Raw genomic sequence first — 20,651 nt, forward strand, 5'->3', positions numbered from 1 at the left:
TAGTATTTTTGATTGTATTATTTCGTTTTATTGAATTTTACTAAGGCAAAGATATTTAGAAGGACCAATCCGAGATATCCCAAAAATATAATCCATTGCTGCTTTAGAAAAGAAACCTGAAATACCTGAAGTTCTTTTTTACGGTTTTCTTCTGCCATTCTAAGCGTATTCATTTCTGAATATTTCCCATTACCACAAACAAAGCCACGATCTCGATTTGGCCTTGGTTTAGGACTTGCCAATACATAAATATTATCCTCAGACAAAACCCAGGTTGGCACATTTTCTTCAGACATAATACTAATTACACTGACAAAAGTGTCGTAATCTGTTTTGGATCCAAAATGAATTTTAGCCCCATTTATAGTATCATATTTTTTAACCAAATCGTGAACAAAAAAACTCAATTCTTGTAACTTCTGTTCCTCTTTTAATTTAGTATCTTCAAACTTAAAAATTGTATAGTTTCTTAAATCTTCAACTTTATACTTTTTAATTTCCTCTTTGTTCGGAACAAAAAATTCAAGATAGCTATAAATCTTAAAAGCATCAACTTTATAAAAGTAATACAAACACAACAACGGAATAAAAACCAAAGATATTATTCCCGGCACGTAAAAAATCTTTTTTCTTTTTTCACGCTTATTTATCATAACCGCGCGTTTAGCTTAATATTAAAAACTCTCGAAGTCATATAATTCGGAATGGCGTATTGATTTTTAGAATAAACATCGCGAACCCAGGTATTGGTTATTGCGTTTTGATTATTAAATAAATTAAAAATCTCTAATCCTACGGATAGTTCTTTAAAGCTTTTCAACCACTTTGCTTTGGCTACTTTCGTACTATTATCTACAAAAACTTTAGCAAAACCAACATCGGCTCTTCGATAATCATTCAAGCGATTTTGATACAAATAAGGATCAGAGTAGGCCGGAGATCCACCAGGCAAACCGGTATTATAAACTAAATTCAGATACAATTTTACACTCGGAATATTGGGCATATAATCCTGAAATAACATGGCAAATTTTAAACGCTGATCTGTTGGTCTGGCGATATAACCTTTGTTCTCGTAATTTTCTTCAGTTTTCAAATATCCGAAACTAATCCAGGATTCTGTTCCGGGAACAAATTCTCCGTTCAGTCTAAAATCAAGACCTTGCGCGTAGGCTGTTGCATTATTATTGGCGATATAACCAATTCTCACATTATCGATCGAATACACATTTACATCAGAAAGTGACTTATAATACAATTCTGTTACCCACTTAAAAGGACGATTCCACATTTTGAAATTATAATCATTACTCAACACAATATGCACAGATTCTTGTGCTTTTACATTTGGATTGACAACGCCATTCAGATCACGGAGTTCTCTGTAAAATGGTGGCTGATGATATAATCCGCCCGAAAGCCTAAAAACCATATCCATATCCCAATCTGGTTTAATCGCAAACTGAGCACGCGGACTAAACACAATTTGATTTTTTCCTTCGACCGCAGCACCGGAAACATCCCAACTCTGAAAACGGGCTCCCAGATTATACCAAACCTGACTAGATCCCAATTCTGATTTTTTATTGTATTGGGCATAACCAGAAAATCTGTTTATAGTATTAAAGTTTGTAGCACGAACATTTTGATACGGCAAAAGCGGTCCTGTATAAGGTTCGTACGGCTGATTATTTTTTGGCAAAATAGCAATTGGCGGATTGATAGAAAACCCAGCTGAATCGATCATCTCCCACTCTACAATTCTGTCACGAATAGATTCTCTGGTATATTTTAAGCCAAACTCTAATTGACTGTCGTTTTTCCATTCTTTAAATCCTTTAATTTCTGCGTTTGCAATTAAAGCATCCAAATCATTTCTGGCATGATTGAGCTGCGAACCAATTCCGCGTGTAAAATCGACTTGAGTGGACCCGTCCTCGCCTATGTTTCCTAAACGGTATTGTGCCAAAATATCAAAATGCTCTTCCTCTATAGTATGAAACAGCGATCCGATAAATTTTAAGGTTAGACTTGGCGAAACTTTGTAGGTTGTTTTTAAAGCTCCAAAATAAGTGTCGTATTGATCACGCTCTTTACCTTCATAATACACCGCAAGCGACATGGGCTGATCTATAGTTCCAAATTTTGTTTCGCGTGTTAATGGCTGGTATAAATATTTATTCTGAGAAATATTACCTAAAAAACTCACTTGCCATTTATTCGAAATATCATAATTAATATTCGTTTGAATATCGGCAAAACTAGGTGTATAATTGGTTTGTGTATCCTGACTGTTTACCAGCAAACTATTATTTCGATAACGCACTCCGGTAACTGCTGACCATTTTTTGTTTTTAGAAACGGCATCAACAGAAATGCTTCCACCCAATAAACTCGCTTCTAATGATGCGCCAAACTGAGTTGGTTTTCTATATGTAATATCTAAAACGGAAGATAATTTATCTCCAAATTTAGCCTGAAATCCTCCAGCCGAAAAATCAACATTCTGAACTAAATCTGTATTGGTAAAACTTAATCCTTCTTGTTGTCCGGACCGAATTAGAAACGGACGATAGACTTCGACTTCGTTTACATATACTAAATTCTCATCATAATTACCGCCACGAACAGCATATTGTGTACTCAGTTCATTGTTTGAATTTACTCCGGGTAATGTTTTTAGAATATTTTCTATTCCTGCGTTTGCTCCGGGAATTTTCTTAATTGTAGCGGCATCAACAGTAGCAATACCCTGAACACGTTTTTTATTTCGGGAAGAAACAAAAACCTCTCCCATTTGTTCTTCAGAGTTATTCATTACAGGATTAAAAACAAAAACCTCATTCGGCTTTAAATTCACTGTAAGACTCATCATTTTTAAAGAAATATGAGTAAAAATCAGCGATGTTTTTTTATTTGAAGGTACATTAATTTCAAAAAAACCGTTTGCATCAGATTGTTTTGTAGTTCCCAAAGAGGTAACATTTACATCTGAAACAGGTCGGTTTTGCTCATCTAAAATAACACCTTTAACATGAGCGCTTTGGGCAAATGAAAAACACGTAATGCATAAAAAAAGAAAAACAAATAGTAGCTTATTATGGTTCAATCGCTTTGGTTTTATTTTTGTTGACTTCTAAAAAAACGAGTTTCAAAGATAGCAGAATTACCCACATTATCAATTACTTCTATTTTTAAATCATTTTCACCTTCCAGCAACAATTCATTATCAAAAGTATGCGTAATTCTTCTGGCTTTATTCTCATATTCAAACAAAACCCACTTTCCGTTTAGGTATCCGTTGTACGATTTTATTCCGGATGCAGCATCACTAATAGTAAAGTCAATTTTTTTCTGATCACTTATCCATTTTCCTTCAACAGGTTTTGCAATTCTAATCACCGGAGCAATGGTATCGAGAACCAAACCATATTGACCAAGTATTTTAGCTTTGGCAGTAAAAACATCTCCTTTTCTGATGGTTCCGTTATAACTCGTTCCTTTCCCTATATAAAGTTTGTCACGCAAAGATTCAGGATAAGTATCGTCCTTAATCGTAATTGTAAAGTTTGAATGTACGGGAACGGTATCATCATGAATGTAAACTTTATTATTTTTTACATCAAAATTCATATTAAAATCATCGTAGAAAGTTCCTGCCGGAAAAAAAACCGACATATTATCTTTCTCGAAATTTGAATCTTTATTGTATCTAATGAAATATTTCGATGTTACAGGTTCTGCCTGAACAAGTGGAGTTGCTGTATCATACTCGATCGGGACTGTAATTGAATTTTGATTTCCGAAATAATCAGAAACTTCAATTCTATACGTCGAAGCAAGATTTGGCTGAGCCGAAATTATACCGCGATCTGCATCTGTTTTGATAATGCTTAAAGCAAAAGGCGTTTTCATGAAAAGTTTCTGAACTCGCTGACTTGTCTTTTTATATCTTGAATAATCAATGAAAGCATTGATGTAACGCATTTCATCAAACGAATAGGTATTAAACTGATAATTGTAGTTTTGATTTCCGTTTAAAAAACTGGAAACATTAAAAACGCCATTTTTGTTATGAGAAACATCATCGGTATCTACCGCATTGATTCCAAAACCAATTTTTCCGTTGGTTTTTACTTTACCCGCTAAATAGGTTCCGTCTTTTTGAAGCGTCATATTAACCAGCAAAGGTTGTTTAGACTGATTCACCGTTGCATTATCTAAAGGATAAACATACAAACCTGACAATGTTGGCTTTTTCGTATCCTTAATATTTTTATCAAAACCAAAAAATATCGGATTGATCACAAATTCCGTTTTAGAATCACGAATTTCAAAATGCAAATGTGGTCCTTCAGAAGAACCAGTATTTCCTGAAAGTCCAATAATTTGCCCTTTTGTAACCGGCAATTCGTTTGGTTTTGGGAACATTTCGATTTCGTATGCTTTTTCTTTGTAATGTGTTTTTTTTACATATTCCTGAATTTCACCTACAGGCGTTTGCAAATGTCCATAGACTGAGGTATATCCGTTCGCATGGGTAATATAGATACATTTTCCGTTCCCGAAAGTCGAAATTTTTATTCTTGAAACATATCCGTCGGCAATGGCATGAACACTTAATCCTTCTCTTTGATTCGTTTTTAAATCGAACCCGGCATGAAAATGATTAGGCCTTAACTCCCCAAAATTACCGGAAAGTTGCATCGGGATATCAAGCGGCGGGCGGAAATCATTCTTTGGATATTGCGTTTGGGCAAAAATAAAAGGACAAAAAAATAAGGCAAATAGTGAGGATTTCATAAACAACATTTTTGCTAAGATAAAAAATTAACAAGCCAAAACCGAGTAAAAAGCTACAAAAATACAATTAATTGAATTTCATTTAATTGGTTATTTTTAATGTAAAAAAATCGATAAAAAATTGCATTAATAAAAAGGAATACTAACTTTGTATGATTAAGTAATGAATAGGATTTACAATGAGTGTAATTGCAGAAATAATTGATACTCTTGAATATAAAGTCGAAAAGCTTTTTGAGAAGTCAAAAAGTTTAGAGAAGCACAATCAGGTATTACAATTAGAATTAGCCAAAGCTGAGCAAATTATCCAGAAACAATCTGAAGAAATGGAGGCTTTGAAGAAGCAATATGATACACTTAAGATAGCCAATTCGTTGCTCGGCAGCGACAATAACAAGAGAGAGACAAAGCTTAAAATAAATTCATTAATTCGCGAAATTGATTACTGTATAGCACAACTATCAGACTAGAAAGACATGGACGGAAAGCTAAGAATTAAAATATCAATTGCAGACAGAGTTTACCCATTAACGGTAGAACCAACTCAGGAAGAAGGACTTAGAAGTGCTTCTAAAAAAATTGATGCTATGATCAAGCAATTCGAAGAAAGTTACGCGGTTCGTGATAAACAAGATGTTCTGGCTATGTGTGCCTTGCAATTTGCATCACAAGTAGAACAAAAACAAATTGATAACGCAATCGATGGCGAAGAAACCATCGAAAGAATTAAAAGATTAAATTCGCTATTAGATCAATATCTCGAAAATTAAACGTTCTTTACAGAAACTAAGATACTGCCTACATTAGTTCACAATTGGTAAACTCAACACTAACAATTTAGAATGAGCAAATCGTCGCTACTATAGTATGCCCTCCTTTTGGCTGGGAAACTTGAACAGTGAGTTAGCTCAAAACTTGTCTTTACGAGTTTATTCAAGCAATTAATGTAGGCTTTTTTTATATATAAATTTTAACAAACATGGACATAATAACGATCATTATTTCAGGTATTATAGGGATTGCGGCAGGTTTTGCAATCGCTAAAATTATCGAAAAAAGCAATATTTCTAATCTAATCAAGAACGCAAAAAAAGAAGCTTCTTCAATTTTAAAAGATGCTAATTTAGAAGCAGAGAACATTAAAAAAGATAAAATTCTTCAGGCTAAAGAAAAATTCATTGAATTAAAATCTGAGCATGAACAAGTTATTTTAGCGAGAGATAAAAAAGTAGCAGAAGTAGAAAAAAGAGTTCGCGATAAAGAATCTCAGGTTTCTAACGAACTTTCTAAAGCTAAAAAAGTAAACGACGATTTTGAAGCTAAAACAAACGAATACAACAACAAAATTGAAGTTTTAGATAAAAAACAAGCTGAAGTTGACAAACTACACAAAAGTCAATTGCAACAACTTGAAGTAATTTCAGGGCTTTCTGCTGAAGAAGCAAAAGAACAATTGGTTGAAGGTTTAAAAGCTGAAGCGAAGAGTAAAGCAATGTCTCATATTCAGGATACCATTGAAGAGGCTAAACTTACAGCACAGCAAGAAGCTAAAAAAATCATCATTAATACAATTCAAAGAGTTGGAACTGAGGAAGCAGTTGAAAATTGCGTTTCAGTATTTAACATTGAATCTGATGATGTAAAAGGCAGAATTATTGGTCGTGAAGGTCGTAACATTAGAGCGCTTGAAGCTGCAACCGGAGTTGAAATCATTGTTGATGATACACCAGAAGCTATTATTCTTTCTTGTTTTGATCCTGTTCGTAGAGAAATCGCCCGTTTGTCATTACACAAATTGGTAACTGACGGACGTATTCACCCGGCAAGAATTGAAGAAGTTGTTGCTAAAACGGCTAAACAAATCGACGACGAAATTATCGAAGTTGGTAAACGTACGGTTATCGATTTAGGAATTCACGGTTTACACCCGGAATTGATAAAAGTTGTAGGTAGAATGAAATACCGTTCATCTTACGGACAAAACTTATTGCAACACTCAAGAGAGGTTTCTAAGCTTTGTGGTATCATGGCGGCTGAATTAGGGCTTAACGTAAAACTGGCAAAAAGAGCAGGTTTACTACACGATATTGGTAAAGTGCCGGATACTGAAAGTGATTTACCTCACGCATTATTAGGTATGCAATGGGCAGAGAAATATGGTGAAAAAGAAGAAGTTTGTAACGCCATTGGAGCTCACCACGACGAGATCGAAATGAAATCATTACTTTCTCCTATCGTTCAGGTTTGTGATGCTATTTCAGGAGCTAGACCAGGAGCTAGACGTCAGGTTTTAGATTCATACATTCAGCGTTTGAAAGATCTTGAAGAAGTGGCTTACGGTTTTAGCGGTGTAAAAAATGCATACGCAATTCAGGCTGGTAGAGAACTTCGTGTAATTGTAGAAAGCGAAAAAGTTTCTGATGATAATGCAGCAAACTTATCTTTCGAGATTTCACAAAAAATCCAAACTGAGATGACTTATCCAGGTCAGGTAAAAGTAACTGTAATTAGAGAAACAAGAGCAGTAAATATTGCGAAGTAATCTCTAAACTCTATAAAATAATAAAGGCTATCTTCTACAGATAGCCTTTATTATTTATATTAATTTATGATTTTAAACATCATTAAAGATGATTTTAAAACTTGTACCTACTCCAACCTCACTTTCTACAGAAATCGTTCCTTTCATCGCTTCAATTTGGTTTCTGGTAATGTACAAACCAATGCCGCGGGCTTCCTGATGTTTGTGAAATGTTTTATACATCCCAAACAACAAATCACCGTAGACATTCAAATCAATACCCAATCCGTTATCGGTAATTTTTAAGGATTTATGTCCTTCGGGCTCAATCGAAAAATCAAACACAATAACAGGATCACGATCCGGATGCGCATATTTTATGGCATTTGTTGCAAAATTCAACAAGACACTTTCCATATAAGCCGGATTAAAATTAATGGTGAGATATTTAGGAACGTTATTTATTATCGTAACATTCTTTTGCTTATCAAACCCCTTAATAGTCGAGATCGTTTTATCGATATACTCACAAAGTTTCAATGGCACAACGGCAATATTGATATTGCTTTGCGTTTTTACAATCTGAGTTAAATTTGAAATCGTATCATTAAGATCGTTAGAAACAGTTCTTAAATGCTCCAGCATTTCATTAACTGTTTGTCGCTCAATATCAGCATCAATAAAATCTAAAATCGATTTTATATTACCGGCCTGCGTATTTAAATTATGCGAAACGATATGCGAAAAATTAACCAGTCGGCTATTTTGATCGCTGTACAGTTTCATGGTTTTTAAAAGTTCTAACTCTTTTTCTTTTTGTAAAGAAACATCCGTATGCGTACCAATAACACGCAATGGTTTTCCGTTCTCATCTCTCTTAATTACTTTGCCTCGATCCAGAATCCATTTATAATTTCCGCTGGAAGTCATTACGCGATGATAATTTTCGTAATACGGAATTTTATTATCAAAATGTTCCTGTATATCAGAATAGTATTTAGGCAAATCATCCGGATGAACAATTTTATCCCAGCGTTCAGGATCATCAAAAATATCAGCAGAATCAAGCTCTAAGATTTTTAATGATAATGAAGAATAAAATACATTATTGGTCACCATATCCCAATCCCAGATTCCTGCAGTAGAAGCCTCAAGAGCAAACTGAAAACGTTCTTCGGATATACGCAGCTTTTCTTCTTTATCTTTTAATTCTGTAATATCAGAAACATGACCATAAAAACTAACACAACCATCCACGGGAGACAATTCAGTTTTAGAAGAAATCTTAAACCAACGCAATCCTTTTTTAGGCAAAACCGCTCTAAACTCGATTTGCCAGGGTTTCACTTCTCGACGGGCTTCGACTAGAGAATCAAAAAAGAAATCACGATCCTGCGGAAAAATTCTATCGTAAATAATGACTTTAGGGTCGTTTGAAAACATCTCGGCAGTAAGCTCGAAAATTTCATCAGCTGATTTACTGACAAGGGGAAAAGTATAATTATTATCGCAATCAATAACAAACTGAAAAAGTAAATCAGGCATTTCTGCAAATAGCTTCTTGTAAAAATTATTTACCTCTAAGCAATCCTCATTTCCATATAAATCAAAAACCATATATTACTTATTTATGTAGATTCAATTATTTAAAATAATATCTCAACAAAAAAGAACAAAAAAAGAGACTCAGTTCATGTTTTTTATTTCCTAATTAATATAAAATATTACACAATATATTAAATTTTCACTTAAAATGGCTTGTCTTGGCAAAAAATTATTTTCGCGGATGGTAGGAATGCATGACTTCTTTTAGAAAACTTCGATCTAAATGCACGTAAATTTCAGTTGTTGTAATCGATTCGTGGCCCAACATTAATTGAATGGATCTTAAATCGGCGCCATTTTCAAGTAAGTGAGTTGCAAATGAATGCCTTAAGGTATGCGGACTAATGCTTTTGTGCAGGCTTATCTTTACCGCCAAATCTTTAATAATGGTAAAGATCATAGCGCGCGTAAGCTGATTGCCTCTTCGGTTCAGAAATAAGGTATCTTCATGACCTTTTTTTATGGTAAGATTTACACGAACTTCTTTTTGATAAATCTGCATGTATTTTTGAGTCAGTTTGCCAATGGGTACAAAACGCTCTTTGTTTCCTTTTCCGGTTATTTTTATAAAACCTTCATCAAAAAACAAATCGGATATTTTAAGCGAAACCAATTCTGAAACCCGGAGACCGCAACCGTACAAGGTTTCTAACATAGCGCGATTTCGTTCGCCTTCGTTAGAACTTAAATCTATGGCCGCAATAAGCGCATCGATTTCCTTTACAGATAGGGTATCGGGTAATTTACGACCTGTTTTTGGCGTTTCGATTAATTCAAGTGGATTATCATTTCTGTAATCTTCAAAAACCAAATAATTAAAAAAGCTTTTCAATCCCGAAATAATACGGGCTTGCGAACGCGGATTAACTTCTTTGGCAACAGCATAAATAAATTGTTGTATGGTTTCTTCGCTGATCTTTAAAGGCGAAACATCAATTTGGTTGGTTTCTAAAAAAAGACACAATCGCTCGATATCAAAACCATAATTCTCGATGGTGTTTTTCGACAACCCTCTTTCGATGCGTAAATACGATTGATAATCTTTTATATACCTGCTCCAATTCATACTTACAAAGTAAAACATTTTTAGATATAAAAAAACCCTCCTAATGAGGAAGGTTTTTAAAATATATAGATGTTAATATTAAAATTTATAAGCTAATGATAATGCAAAATTGCTGTTTTTAAAGCTTGCATTATACAAATCAGGATATTGAGAATCATCAGATACATCATTAATATCTGTTAAACCAATTGTGTAACGCACATTTCCTGAAATATTTTCTGTAAAATTATACCCCAGGCCAAGATTAAGTCCATAATCTGTCGATTTATACAAATCACCAATATCTACTCCACTATTTTTAGCCGATAATAAAAAACCAATTTGTGGTCCGGCTTCAACAAAAAAAGCATCTGTAATATAATATTTAGCTAAAACGGGAATATTTAAATAATTGAGTTTGACGTTTGTATTCGAATCGCCATCATACCCCTCGATAGTAGTTCCCTGGGTAGAAAACAAAAACTCAGGCTGAATAGCAAATTTTTTCGAAATTTTTATTTCTGCAAATCCTCCAATATGAAAACCGGCCAAAGATTTAACATCTTCCTGATAACCTGTAAAATTCGAAATATTCAACCCTCCTTTTACTCCAAATCTGGTTGACTGGGCATTCGCAAATACAAATACCAAACATGTTACAATTGATAAAGTAATTTTTCTCATTTCTATAAATTTAAAATTAAAGAACAAATACAACAATAAAAAACAGAATATTCTTATACAAATATAAAAATTTATCTTTAACCTAATTTATTTAAGTGATTAGTTTTCAAAACCATAACAAGCATAAATAAAAAAAACCTTCCTGAATCAGGAAGGTTTCTTAAGTATGAAATTATCTAATTTTATTAGAATTTATATCCTACCGCTAAAGCAAAATTACCGTTTCTAACAGTATAATCCTCAAAATCATCACCATTATCATTAACAGGAGATAAACCAAGAGTATAACGAAGACCTACTGAAAGATTTTCTGTAAAGTTGTATCCAGCTCCTAAATTGAAACCAAAATCTACAGATTTAGTAAAATCTTTGATATCTTCACCGTCAGATTTTGCTGATACTAAAAATCCAATTTGTGGACCTGCTTCTACTGAAAAAGCTTCTGTAATAAAATATTTCGCTAAAACAGGAACGTTAATGTAATTTAATTTAGTCTTAGAATCACCCTCAATATCGTCAAATTTAGCTCCTTGAGTAGAGAATAAAACCTCAGGTTGAATTGCAAATTTATCAGTAAGTTTGATTTCAGCAAAACCACCTACTTGAAAACCTACTAAAGATTTAGCATCTTCAGCGTCACCTGTTAAAGTAGAAAGGTTAAGACCAGCTTTAACTCCAAATCTTGTTTCCTGAGCGCTAACACTCATGAATGCCATAACTGCGATTGCAGATAAAAGAACTTTTTTCATTATTATTTGTTTTGGTTAAATTAATTCGGGGCAAATATAGAAATATACTTACCAAAAAATTACTTGTATTTTAACATTTTTTGTAGTAACTAGGCGCAAAATCTTATTAAAAATGAACTTTTCCTACAAAAAAGCCTTCCTAAACAATTTAGGAAGACTTTATAAAATTATGCTTGAAATTGGCTAAAATTTGTATGCCGCAGAAAATGAGAAAACACTATTATGAAGTTTAGTATCGTCTCCCGCCTCAGTTTTCGCGATGTTCGCTAATCCTAAATTATATCTTGCTCCTATTGCAAAATGTTCTGTAAAATCATAACCTGCTCCAAAATTTAATCCAAAATCGATTGATTCGAAACTGTCTTTAACATCGTCTTCAACGGTTTGACTAAATCCATCTAATTTTGTTTTTGTTTTTGCTGAAGTTAAAAATCCAATTTGCGGACCAGCCTCGATACTAAATTTTTCTGCTACATAATACTTAAACATCACCGGCACATTGATATAGGATAAATTAAAATTAATATCTCCCGTAAAAAATTCATCGTCTAAGTAATCTTCAATATTTGCAATTTTAGTTCCCTGAGTAGAGTACAAAAGTTCCGGCTGAATAGAAAATTTTTCAGAAAGTTTTATTTCTACAAAGCCTCCAACATTAAAACCTGCTCTCGATTTTAAATTAGCTCCATCTGTATCTCCTGTAAAGTTCGAAATATTTAGGCCACCTTTAAGACCATATTTAACATCTTGTGCATTTGCGAAGCCAAATGCCATAACTGCAATTGCAGATAAAATTACTTTTTTCATTTTATTTTTTTGGTTGATTAATTTCGCCAAATATAGAAATATACTTATTAAAAACCGGAATAAATCAGATACTATAATTTTGGGTGGTAAATTCTTATTATGAAAAATTTTGAGCATAAAAAAACCTTCCTGAAATCCAGAAAGGTTTTTGAGATTTTTAATTCTAAAAAAATTAGAATTTATAAGCCAGAGATAACGCAAGGTTACTGTTTTTAGCACTATTGTAATAATCATCTTCATTATCAATATCTTTATCTGAAAGAGGAGATAAACCAATAGTGTAACGAAGATTTACTGAAAGATTATCTGTAAAGCTATAACCAGCTCCTATATTAAAGCCAAAATCTACTGATCTTGTATAATCTTTAATATCTTCACCATCAAGTTTTGCAGACAATAAAACACCTAATTGCGGCCCTGCTTCAACACTAAATTTTTTATCTACTATATAATATTTGGCTAAAACCGGAATATTTAAATAATTCAATTTATAATCGTAATCTCCTCCAAAACCATCAAATTTACTTCCCTGTGTTGAGAATAAAAGTTCTGGTTGGATAAAAAATTTCTCTACAACATGAATTTCAGCAAAACCTCCAACATGAAAACCAACTAATGATTTAGTATCGTCAACATCTCCACCAACTACTGTTGAAAGGTTAAGACCTCCTTTTATTCCAAATCTTGTTTGTTGTGCATTAGTAAATCCAAATGCCATTACTGCTATCGCAGCTAAAATAATTTTCTTCATTTTAATTTGTTTTGGGTTAAATTTAATAATCAAATATAAAAATATACTTCACAAAAAATAATTTGCTTTTTAACAAATAAAGTGGTAATTAGACAGTTAAGTTTAATAGAGATAAACTAACAACTATTATTTTGTTATAAATAAAACAACCCTAAACAAAAAAACCTTCCTAAATACTTAGGAAGGCTTTTGAAAAATAGTGTAATTCTTGTATTAGAAATGCAATGCAAAACCAATATTAAATTGAAGAACATCTTTACCTGTACCAAAATTGTCGTTTAATGTTACATTATAACGAACACCAGGCTCAATAGAAATATTGTTTCCAACAAACCATGCGTAACCACCCTGAATTCCTAAGTAAGATGGATTTTCATCTGCATCTTTAACACTTGCTCCTGTATAAGAAACCTCAAAAGGAATTTTGTTGATTACATAATATTTTGCTCCAACTTTATAAGAGAACTTAGAAGCTCCGTAATCTCCTCCCTCATCACCATAACCTAAACCAACTTTTACAGCCAGATTATCCATAACGAAATAACCACCTTCTGCTCCAATATTCCAAGCAGTTGTACCATCTTCTGAACTCAATGAAAAACCTGTATTACCAAGTCCATTTCCTCCAAAAGAAGTATTACCTTCTATAAGATATTTTCCTTTTTTAGTTTGCTCTTGTGCACTAGCAAAACCAATTGTCATTACTGCAATAGCAGCTAAAATAATTTTTTTCATGTTTACAATTTTTGTTTGTTATTATTTCATAAAACTAATCCTATACTTGTTAAAAAAAGTCCAAAGGAAGACTGAAAAGTATCAAAATAAGCCAGAATTGATAATGAAACAAAAAACTGAAATTCAAAGGATTAAAGACAAAAACATAAAATAAAGAGCCGAAATAACAGAAATGAGTGCGAATTTTATTAATTATTTAAACCAATATGTAAAACAATAAAATCAAAATAATGTAGTTTTGACTAATAGATAACGTTAAAAAATACCAAATTTTAAAAAACACTTTTATGAAAAAAATAATTTTAGCAGCTGTTTTGTTCCTAGCAACATCAGCTACAATGCAAGCACAATTACTACAATTTGGAGTTAAAGCAGGGGTTAACTTTGCTAGTCAGACGGGTGATGCAGGTCTGGAAGGAGTTGCATTTGATAAAGACGGAATTACTAGCTACCATGTGGGTGTAGTTGCAGAAATCAAATTATTAGAAAAATTCTCTATTCAACCAGAGCTTTTATATTCTACACAAGGTGCAACATACAAAAATGCAGTATCTGAATTTAAAAATGAATTAGGATATTTATCTATTCCAGTAATGGCTAAGTTTTACTTAAATAATACTTTCAGCTTAGAAGTTGGTCCTCAGGCATCATTTTTATTAAGTGAAAAAAATGATTTTGATGTTAAGGATGGAGAAACTTTCGAATTTGGTCTTAATGCCGGATTAGGTGTAAAGCTTACTAAAAATATTTTCCTTCAAGGTCGTTATGGTTTAGGATTAACAGAGGCTTCGAAAAATGCTGATGTTAAAAACTCAACTTTCCAAATTTCTGCAGGATTCTTATTCTAAAAAATATATAACATACTTTTATAAAAACCGTTCTATTAATTAGAACGGTTTTTTTATTTTTACACAGTTCAATACCAATTGCAAAATCAATTAAAATGTAAATTGCAATTCCAATATCCATAAAAAAAATCTAACTGTTTTTTCAAAATAACTTAAATATGAAAATCGCTATTATCAACGGACCCAATTTAAATCTTCTAGGAAAAAGAGAACCCGAAGTTTACGGAAGCCAGACTTTTGAAGATTATTTTGAAACGTTGCAAAAAGCATATCCAAACATTGAACTTTCGTATTATCAAAGCAATATCGAAGGTGAACTGATTGGAAAAATTCAGGAATTCGGTTTTACTTATGACGGAATTATTTTGAATGCGGGCGCTTATACCCATACTTCAATAGGTTTAGGAGATGCTATCAAAGCGGTGACAACCCCCGTAATCGAAGTACATATTTCGAATACTTATGCACGCGAAAGTTTCAGGCATCAATCATATCTTTCCGGAAATGCAAAAGGTGTCATTTTAGGTTTTGGTTTAAAAAGTTACAATCTGGCCATTCAGTCTTTTTTATAAGTATTTATTTAACAAATTTTTAATAAGCTCATTTTTAACTTATTCTATTTTTGTTAGACAAACCACTTACATGAAAAACTATACTTTACTAGCCTTTTTATTTTTTTCAATTTCCAATTTTGCCCAAATAAAGGGAACTATAACCGATGAAAAAGGGAATCCCCTGCCCTTTGTTTCTGTATTCGAAGAAAACACTTATAGTGGAACCACCTCGAACGAACAAGGAAAATACCAACTCAACTTAAAGGAGGTTGGTAAAAACAAAATCGTTTTTCAATACTTAGGTTTCAAAACTCAAAAAGTAGCCGTTTCCGGCGATTCGAAGACGATTGTTTTAGATATCAAAATGCAGGAAGAAAGCTTTGCTTTAAATGAAGTTGTAATTGATCCTAAAAAAAATCCTGCCGATGCTATTATCAGAAGTGCGATAGCAGAAAAAAAAGACAACTCAGATAAAACGGCACGATATACGGCCGATTTTTATTCGAAAGGAATGTTTAAAGTGAAAGATTTGCCGAAAAAAATTCTGGGTAAAAAAGTAGATCTTGGTCAGGATATGGCGTCCAATCTGGATTCGACAGGAACCGGAATTTTGTATTTATCTGAAACAATTTCTAAAATTACTTTTGAAAAACCGGACAAATTAAAAGAAAAGATTATTGCTTCTAAAATTTCCGGAAACAATAAAGGATATAGTTATAACACTGCTTCGTTATCGACCTACGATTTTTATGATAACACCCTTGACTTTGATGTTAAGCTTATCTCTCCTATTGCTGATAACGCTTTCAGCTATTACAAATACAAGCTCGAAGGAACATTTTATGATGACAACAATCAGCAGGTTTACAAAATTAAAGTAATACCAAAACGTGATAAAGAACCTGTTTTTGAGGGTTATATTTATATTGTCGACGACAGTTTTGCCATTTATGCCCTGGATTTAGATATAAAAGGGTACCGAATGAAGAATGAATTTACTGAAGTCATGACCCTAAAACAAAGCTTTAGTTACAACACAAAAAATAAAATCTGGACAAAAAATGCACAAACGCTGGATTTTAATGCGGGTATCTTTGGCGTAAAATTCTCGGGGAAATTTAATTATGTATACTCTAATTATGAGTTTCCAGCTTCGTTCGAGAAGAAAACTTTTGGAAATGAAATTGTTGCTTTCGAAGCCAATGCCAACAAAAAAGATGACGCTTTCTGGAATCAAATCAGACCAATTCCGCTAACCATTGAAGAAAGTACGGATTATACTAAAAAAGACAGTTTACAAACCATCAGGAAATCTCAAAAATACATGGATTCAGTAGACACAAAAAACAATAAGTTTAAAATGACCGATATTTTAATGGGATATGATTATAAAAACACTTTCAAAAAATACTCGTTTGATTACAAAGGATTATTAAACATCGCTTCTTTAAGTTTTAATACCGTTCAGGGTTTTAATTTAGATTCCGGCTTCTCGTTTAAAAAATGGAATGAAGACGAAGGTAAAAGCACTTCGATAAGCACGACTTTCAATTATGGCTTTTCAGATGAAAGATTTAGGATTACCGGAGATTTTACACATAAATTTAACAACATAAATTTTGCCACCATTAATGTTTCAGGAGGAACAAAGGTGGCTCAATTTAATAGTTCCGAACCTATAAGTAAGCTAGTCAACTCTGTAAGTTCTTTAATTTTTAAGGACAATTATATGAAATTGTATAATCTGGAATATGCTCAGATTGGTTATTCGCAAAACATCCTAAATGGCGTAAATTTATTTGGGAAATTGGGTTACGAGAAGCGAAAACCCCTCTTTAATACGACTGATTATTCTTTCTTTAAAAAAGATGACATTTATTCTTCTAATAATCCGTTGGCACCAAATGATTTTACAACACCGGCTTTTGATCCACATCACTTATTGAAAGCCGTAATAAGTACCCGAATTAACTTTGGCAACAAATACATTTCAAGACCAGATGGCAGATATAATATTAAAAATGATAAATATCCAACTGTATTTTTAGCTTTCGAAAAAGCATTTGCTGCGAGCGAGAAAAAATACGAATTTGAACGCATTGGCGCTTCTGTTGTTTACGATTTATCATTAGGCAACAAAGGAACTCTGGGAATGAATTTAAGAGCAGGAAAGTTCTTTAATGCCGAAAATATTTCGTTTATCGATTACAGACATTTTAACGGAAATCAAACGCATATAGGAACAAGCGAACGTTATCTGAATGTTTTTAACCTAATGCCATATTACGCCAATAGCACTAACGACAGCTATTTCGAAATGCATTTAGAACACAATGACATGGGATATATAATGAATAAAATTCCGCTTTTGAATCTTTTAAAATCAACCATGAATCTTGGTTTTCATTCGCTGGCCATTCCGGATCGCAAACCTTATACTGAATTTACAGTTGGTTTAGATAATCTTGGTTTCGGGAAATTTAAACTGTTCAGAGTCGATTATGTGCATTCTTATCAAGGCGGTATTCAGCAAAATGGTGTCGTATTTGGGTTGAAGATTTTGAACGTATTAGATTAAAGGTACTGAGGTGCTAAGGTTCTAAGATTCTAAGTTTTTTTTCCCAATCTTGTCATCCCGAGGAACGAGGGATCTTCGTTAGTAACTCGACAAAGATTGGCGATTTTGATTGTGGTATTTCTTGCGAAGATCCCTCGTTCCTCGGGATGACAAGATTGTGTATTGCTTTTGCGTATAAATTCTCATTACCTGCGTGCGCGTTAGGGATGGAAGCGACATCCTTTTTATTTTTTCTTTAAAAATAAAAAGATACAGCGGACAGCCCGGGCCGGAGGTAACGCCAAAAAAAATCCGCTTACTCTAATTAGAATAAGCGGATTTTTTTATTTATCGTTACAAAAGAAAACCTTAGTCCCTTTGTAACTTTCAACCTTTGCACCTTTTTTTTAGTGATAATCATCTGGTTCGATATGAATCAGGACATTGCCTAATTCAGGAATTCTTTCTTTTAAGGTATCTTGTAGTTTGTGCGATAGATCATGTCCTTCTTTTACCGAAATTTTAGCCGATACTATGGCATGAAGATCTACATGATATTTCATTCCGGCTTTACGAATAAAACATTTCTCGGTTCCCAGAATACCTACAACGGTTAGGGATTCAATTCGGATTTCTTCTACTAAATCGTCATTCAAATTTTCATCCATAATTTCACCCAGCGCAGGTCTGAAAATTTTATAACTGTTGTACAAGATAAAAAAAGCAGCAAAAAGTGCCGCCCAGTCATCTGCTGATTCATACCCTTTTCCCATAATTAACGCGATCGAAATCCCAATAAATGCAGCAACTGATGTTACAGCATCACTACGATGGTGCCAGGCATCGGCAGCTAATGATGAACTATTGGTTTCTTTGCTTCGTTTCATTACCAGTCGATAAGAGTATTCTTTCCAGACGATAATTACCCCCAGAACATACAAAGTCCATGATTTTGGTAATCCGTGTGGCGTTTGAATATTGGCAATACTTTCGTACCCAATAATGGTTGCCGAGGTAATTAAAAAACCAACGACCAAAAAGGTTATTAATGGTTCGGCCCGACCGTGACCGTACGGGTGATTTTCATCTGCGGGTTTATTAGAATATTTGATTCCGAATAATACCAAACACGACGAAAAGATATCTGCAGTAGACTCTATAGCATCTGCAATTAAGGCGTATGAATTGCCAAAAAAACCTGCCAGTCCTTTTACCAAGGCTAAGCAGGTGTTTCCAACTATACTAAATATAGTAGCTTTTACAGCTTTTTGTTCATCTGTCATTTGAGCTTCTTAAAGGATTTTAAAATCAAGTTTTAAGATATCAAAACCATTAAGATATCAAGATTCATTAAGATGTTGTGATCCTAATTTCCTTTAATTTCTTAATGGTTTATTTTTTTGAATATTTATTTAACTAAATATTTTACGTTTTATGCTCTCACAATTTTAGCTCCAATTGCTCTTAAACGTTCGTCAATACGCTCGTATCCACGATCGATTTGCTCGATATTTTGAATTGTGCTTGTTCCTTTTGCTGATAACGCTGCAATTAATAATGAGATTCCCGCACGAATATCCGGAGATGACATTGTTGTTGCTTTTAGTTGAGATTCGAAATTATGTCCCATAACCACAGCTCTGTGCGGATCACATAACATAATTTTTGCTCCCATATCGATTAATTTGTCCACGAAAAACAAACGGCTTTCGAACATTTTTTGGTGAATTAAAACATCACCTTTTGCTTGTGTTGCCACAACCAAAACAATACTCAATAAGTCAGGAGTAAATCCTGGCCAAGGCGCATCGGCAATGGTTAAAATAGAACCATCAATATCTGTCTTTACTTCATATCCGTCTTTGTGAGCAGGAATATAAATATCGTCATTACGTTTTTCGATTGTAATACCTAGTTTTCTAAATGTATTAGGGATTAAACCTAAGTTTTCCCAGCTTACATTTTTGATCGTGATTTCGCTTTTTGTCATAGCCGCAAGACCAATCCAAGAACCAATTTCGATCATATCAGGCAAGATTCTGTGCTCGCAACCACCAAGGCTTTCAACACCTTCGATAGTCAATAAGTTAGAACCTACTCCTGTAATGTTAGCTCCCATAGAGTTTAACATTTTACACAATTGTTGCAAGTAAGGCTCACAAGCAGCATTGTAAACTGTAGTTGTTCCTTTTGCCAAAACAGCAGCCATAACAATATTTGCTGTTCCGGTTACTGATGCTTCGTCAAGAAGCATATCTGTTCCTTTCAATCCTTCTTTTGGAGATTCTACTCCGTAAAAGTGATCTTCTCTGTTGTATCTGAATTTTGCTCCAAGGTTAATAAAACCTTCAAAGTGTGTATCTAATCTACGACGACCAATTTTATCTCCTCCCGGTTTTGGAATATATCCTTTTCCGAAACGTGCCAATAATGGTCCAACAATCATAATAGAACCACGAAGCGCTCCACCTTCTTTTTTGAAAGCTTCGGTTTCTAAATATCCTACATTAACTTCATCAGCCTGAAACGTAATCGAACCCGGTTCATTGCGTTGAATTTTAACTCCTAAATTACCCAACAAAGTGATTAATTTATTGATGTCAATAATATCGGGAATATTATTAATTTTTACTTTATCCCCCGTTAGAAGCACGGCACATAAAATTTGTAATGCCTCATTTTTTGCTCCTTGCGGAGTGATTTCTCCTTTTAAAGGAGTTCCTCCTTCGATTTTAAAAATTCCCATATTTTTCTTTTAGGTTCTGAGTTACTAAGGTTCTGAGGTTCTAAGTTTTGTTCTTAGTCGCTTAGCTGCTTAGCACTTTTTTTATTTCTGATTGTTTTTTTTTAAGGTTCTGAGGTGCTAAGGTTCTGAGGTTCTAAGTTTTTCGCTTAGTCACTTAGCTGCTTAGCAACTTTTATTCTTTTTTCAGGTTCTGAGTTACTGAGACTCTAAGGTTCTAAGCAAAAACCTTAGCACCTTAGCTACTTA

Annotated in this window: 18 protein-coding genes; 6 read left to right on the plus strand and 12 right to left on the minus strand. The window is 33.4% G+C overall.

The window, feature by feature from the left end; genetic code table 11:
* Nucleotides 1–17: 17 nt before the first annotated feature.
* Genes L0669_RS00675 through L0669_RS00685 form a run of 3 tightly spaced genes read right to left on the minus strand, consistent with a single transcriptional unit; the run spans nucleotide 18 to nucleotide 4,803 of the window.
* On the minus strand, nucleotides 18–653 hold the full coding sequence (locus tag L0669_RS00675; RefSeq protein WP_263760565.1) for a hypothetical protein: 636 nt from the start codon (nucleotides 651–653) through the stop codon (nucleotides 18–20).
* Complete coding sequence (locus L0669_RS00680; RefSeq protein WP_263760567.1) at nucleotides 650–3,109, minus strand: TonB-dependent receptor; 2,460 nt, start codon at nucleotides 3,107–3,109, stop codon at nucleotides 650–652. The genes L0669_RS00675 and L0669_RS00680 overlap by 4 nt, the downstream gene beginning before the upstream one ends.
* Before the next feature lie 11 nt (nucleotides 3,110–3,120).
* Nucleotides 3,121–4,803 carry a M23 family metallopeptidase gene (locus L0669_RS00685; protein WP_263760569.1) on the minus strand — a complete coding sequence of 561 codons (1,683 nt, stop codon included), beginning with the start codon at nucleotides 4,801–4,803 and terminating at the stop codon, nucleotides 3,121–3,123.
* Between the two features lie 179 nt (nucleotides 4,804–4,982).
* Between L0669_RS00685 and L0669_RS00690 the strand changes: the two genes are divergently transcribed.
* The 3 genes from L0669_RS00690 (at nucleotide 4,983) to rny (ending at nucleotide 7,345) form a co-directional block, all read left to right on the plus strand.
* A complete protein-coding gene (locus tag L0669_RS00690; protein ID WP_263760570.1) occupies nucleotides 4,983–5,273 on the plus strand; it encodes a hypothetical protein in 291 nt (96 codons plus the stop codon).
* Nucleotides 5,274–5,279: 6 nt separating this feature from the next.
* On the plus strand, nucleotides 5,280–5,573 hold the full coding sequence (locus tag L0669_RS00695; protein WP_041516860.1) for a cell division protein ZapA: 294 nt from the start codon (nucleotides 5,280–5,282) through the stop codon (nucleotides 5,571–5,573).
* Between the two features lie 209 nt (nucleotides 5,574–5,782).
* Nucleotides 5,783–7,345 (plus strand): ribonuclease Y, encoded by a 1,563-nt coding sequence (gene rny, locus L0669_RS00700; RefSeq protein ID WP_173971757.1) that lies wholly within the window; start codon nucleotides 5,783–5,785, stop codon nucleotides 7,343–7,345.
* Nucleotides 7,346–7,417: 72 nt separating this feature from the next.
* Here the strand turns inward: rny and L0669_RS00705 are convergent, their stop codons facing one another.
* From L0669_RS00705 to L0669_RS00735, 7 genes are all read right to left on the minus strand, one after another.
* Nucleotides 7,418–8,941, minus strand: a complete 1,524-nt coding sequence (locus L0669_RS00705; RefSeq protein ID WP_263760572.1) for a sensor histidine kinase — start codon at nucleotides 8,939–8,941, stop codon at nucleotides 7,418–7,420.
* 157 nt (nucleotides 8,942–9,098) lie between these two features.
* Nucleotides 9,099–9,995, minus strand: a complete 897-nt coding sequence (gene xerD, locus L0669_RS00710) for a site-specific tyrosine recombinase XerD (protein ID WP_263763889.1) — start codon at nucleotides 9,993–9,995, stop codon at nucleotides 9,099–9,101.
* Nucleotides 9,996–10,073: 78 nt separating this feature from the next.
* Nucleotides 10,074–10,658: a porin family protein gene (locus L0669_RS00715; protein WP_263760574.1), complete on the minus strand. Its 585-nt coding sequence runs from the start codon at nucleotides 10,656–10,658 to the stop codon at nucleotides 10,074–10,076.
* Between the two features lie 185 nt (nucleotides 10,659–10,843).
* The gene (locus L0669_RS00720) at nucleotides 10,844–11,407 is read right to left on the minus strand and encodes a porin family protein (protein WP_173971754.1); all 564 of its coding nucleotides are present in this window, start codon (nucleotides 11,405–11,407) and stop codon (nucleotides 10,844–10,846) included.
* A gap of 183 nt (nucleotides 11,408–11,590) precedes the next feature.
* On the minus strand, nucleotides 11,591–12,214 hold the full coding sequence (locus L0669_RS00725; protein WP_263760576.1) for a porin family protein: 624 nt from the start codon (nucleotides 12,212–12,214) through the stop codon (nucleotides 11,591–11,593).
* A 172-nt stretch (nucleotides 12,215–12,386) separates the two neighbouring features.
* Nucleotides 12,387–12,965, minus strand: coding sequence for a porin family protein (locus L0669_RS00730; RefSeq protein WP_263760578.1), 579 nt, complete (start codon nucleotides 12,963–12,965; stop codon nucleotides 12,387–12,389).
* 213 nt (nucleotides 12,966–13,178) lie between these two features.
* Entirely contained in the window at nucleotides 13,179–13,700 is a 522-nt protein-coding gene (locus tag L0669_RS00735; RefSeq protein WP_263760580.1) for a hypothetical protein, read from the minus strand.
* A gap of 287 nt (nucleotides 13,701–13,987) precedes the next feature.
* Here L0669_RS00735 and L0669_RS00740 point away from each other — a divergent pair, with 287 nt between their 5' ends.
* The 3 genes from L0669_RS00740 (at nucleotide 13,988) to L0669_RS00750 (ending at nucleotide 17,680) form a co-directional block, all read left to right on the plus strand.
* The gene (locus L0669_RS00740) at nucleotides 13,988–14,548 is read left to right on the plus strand and encodes a porin family protein (RefSeq protein WP_173971750.1); all 561 of its coding nucleotides are present in this window, start codon (nucleotides 13,988–13,990) and stop codon (nucleotides 14,546–14,548) included.
* 158 nt (nucleotides 14,549–14,706) lie between these two features.
* The gene (gene aroQ / locus L0669_RS00745; protein ID WP_263760582.1) at nucleotides 14,707–15,120 is read left to right on the plus strand and encodes a type II 3-dehydroquinate dehydratase; all 414 of its coding nucleotides are present in this window, start codon (nucleotides 14,707–14,709) and stop codon (nucleotides 15,118–15,120) included.
* Between the two features lie 70 nt (nucleotides 15,121–15,190).
* On the plus strand, nucleotides 15,191–17,680 hold the full coding sequence (locus tag L0669_RS00750) for a DUF5686 and carboxypeptidase regulatory-like domain-containing protein (protein ID WP_263760584.1): 2,490 nt from the start codon (nucleotides 15,191–15,193) through the stop codon (nucleotides 17,678–17,680).
* Nucleotides 17,681–18,066: 386 nt separating this feature from the next.
* Here L0669_RS00750 and L0669_RS00755 read toward each other — a convergent pair whose 3' ends face one another.
* Nucleotides 18,067–18,942, minus strand: a complete 876-nt coding sequence (locus tag L0669_RS00755) for a cation diffusion facilitator family transporter (RefSeq protein ID WP_263760585.1) — start codon at nucleotides 18,940–18,942, stop codon at nucleotides 18,067–18,069.
* A 149-nt stretch (nucleotides 18,943–19,091) separates the two neighbouring features.
* Nucleotides 19,092–20,405: a UDP-N-acetylglucosamine 1-carboxyvinyltransferase gene (murA, locus tag L0669_RS00760; protein WP_173971746.1), complete on the minus strand. Its 1,314-nt coding sequence runs from the start codon at nucleotides 20,403–20,405 to the stop codon at nucleotides 19,092–19,094.
* Nucleotides 20,406–20,651: the final 246 nt, after the last annotated feature.

It is taken from the genome of Flavobacterium bizetiae, from assembly GCF_024271895.1.
Classification (GTDB): Bacteria; Bacteroidota; Bacteroidia; order Flavobacteriales; family Flavobacteriaceae; genus Flavobacterium; species Flavobacterium bizetiae.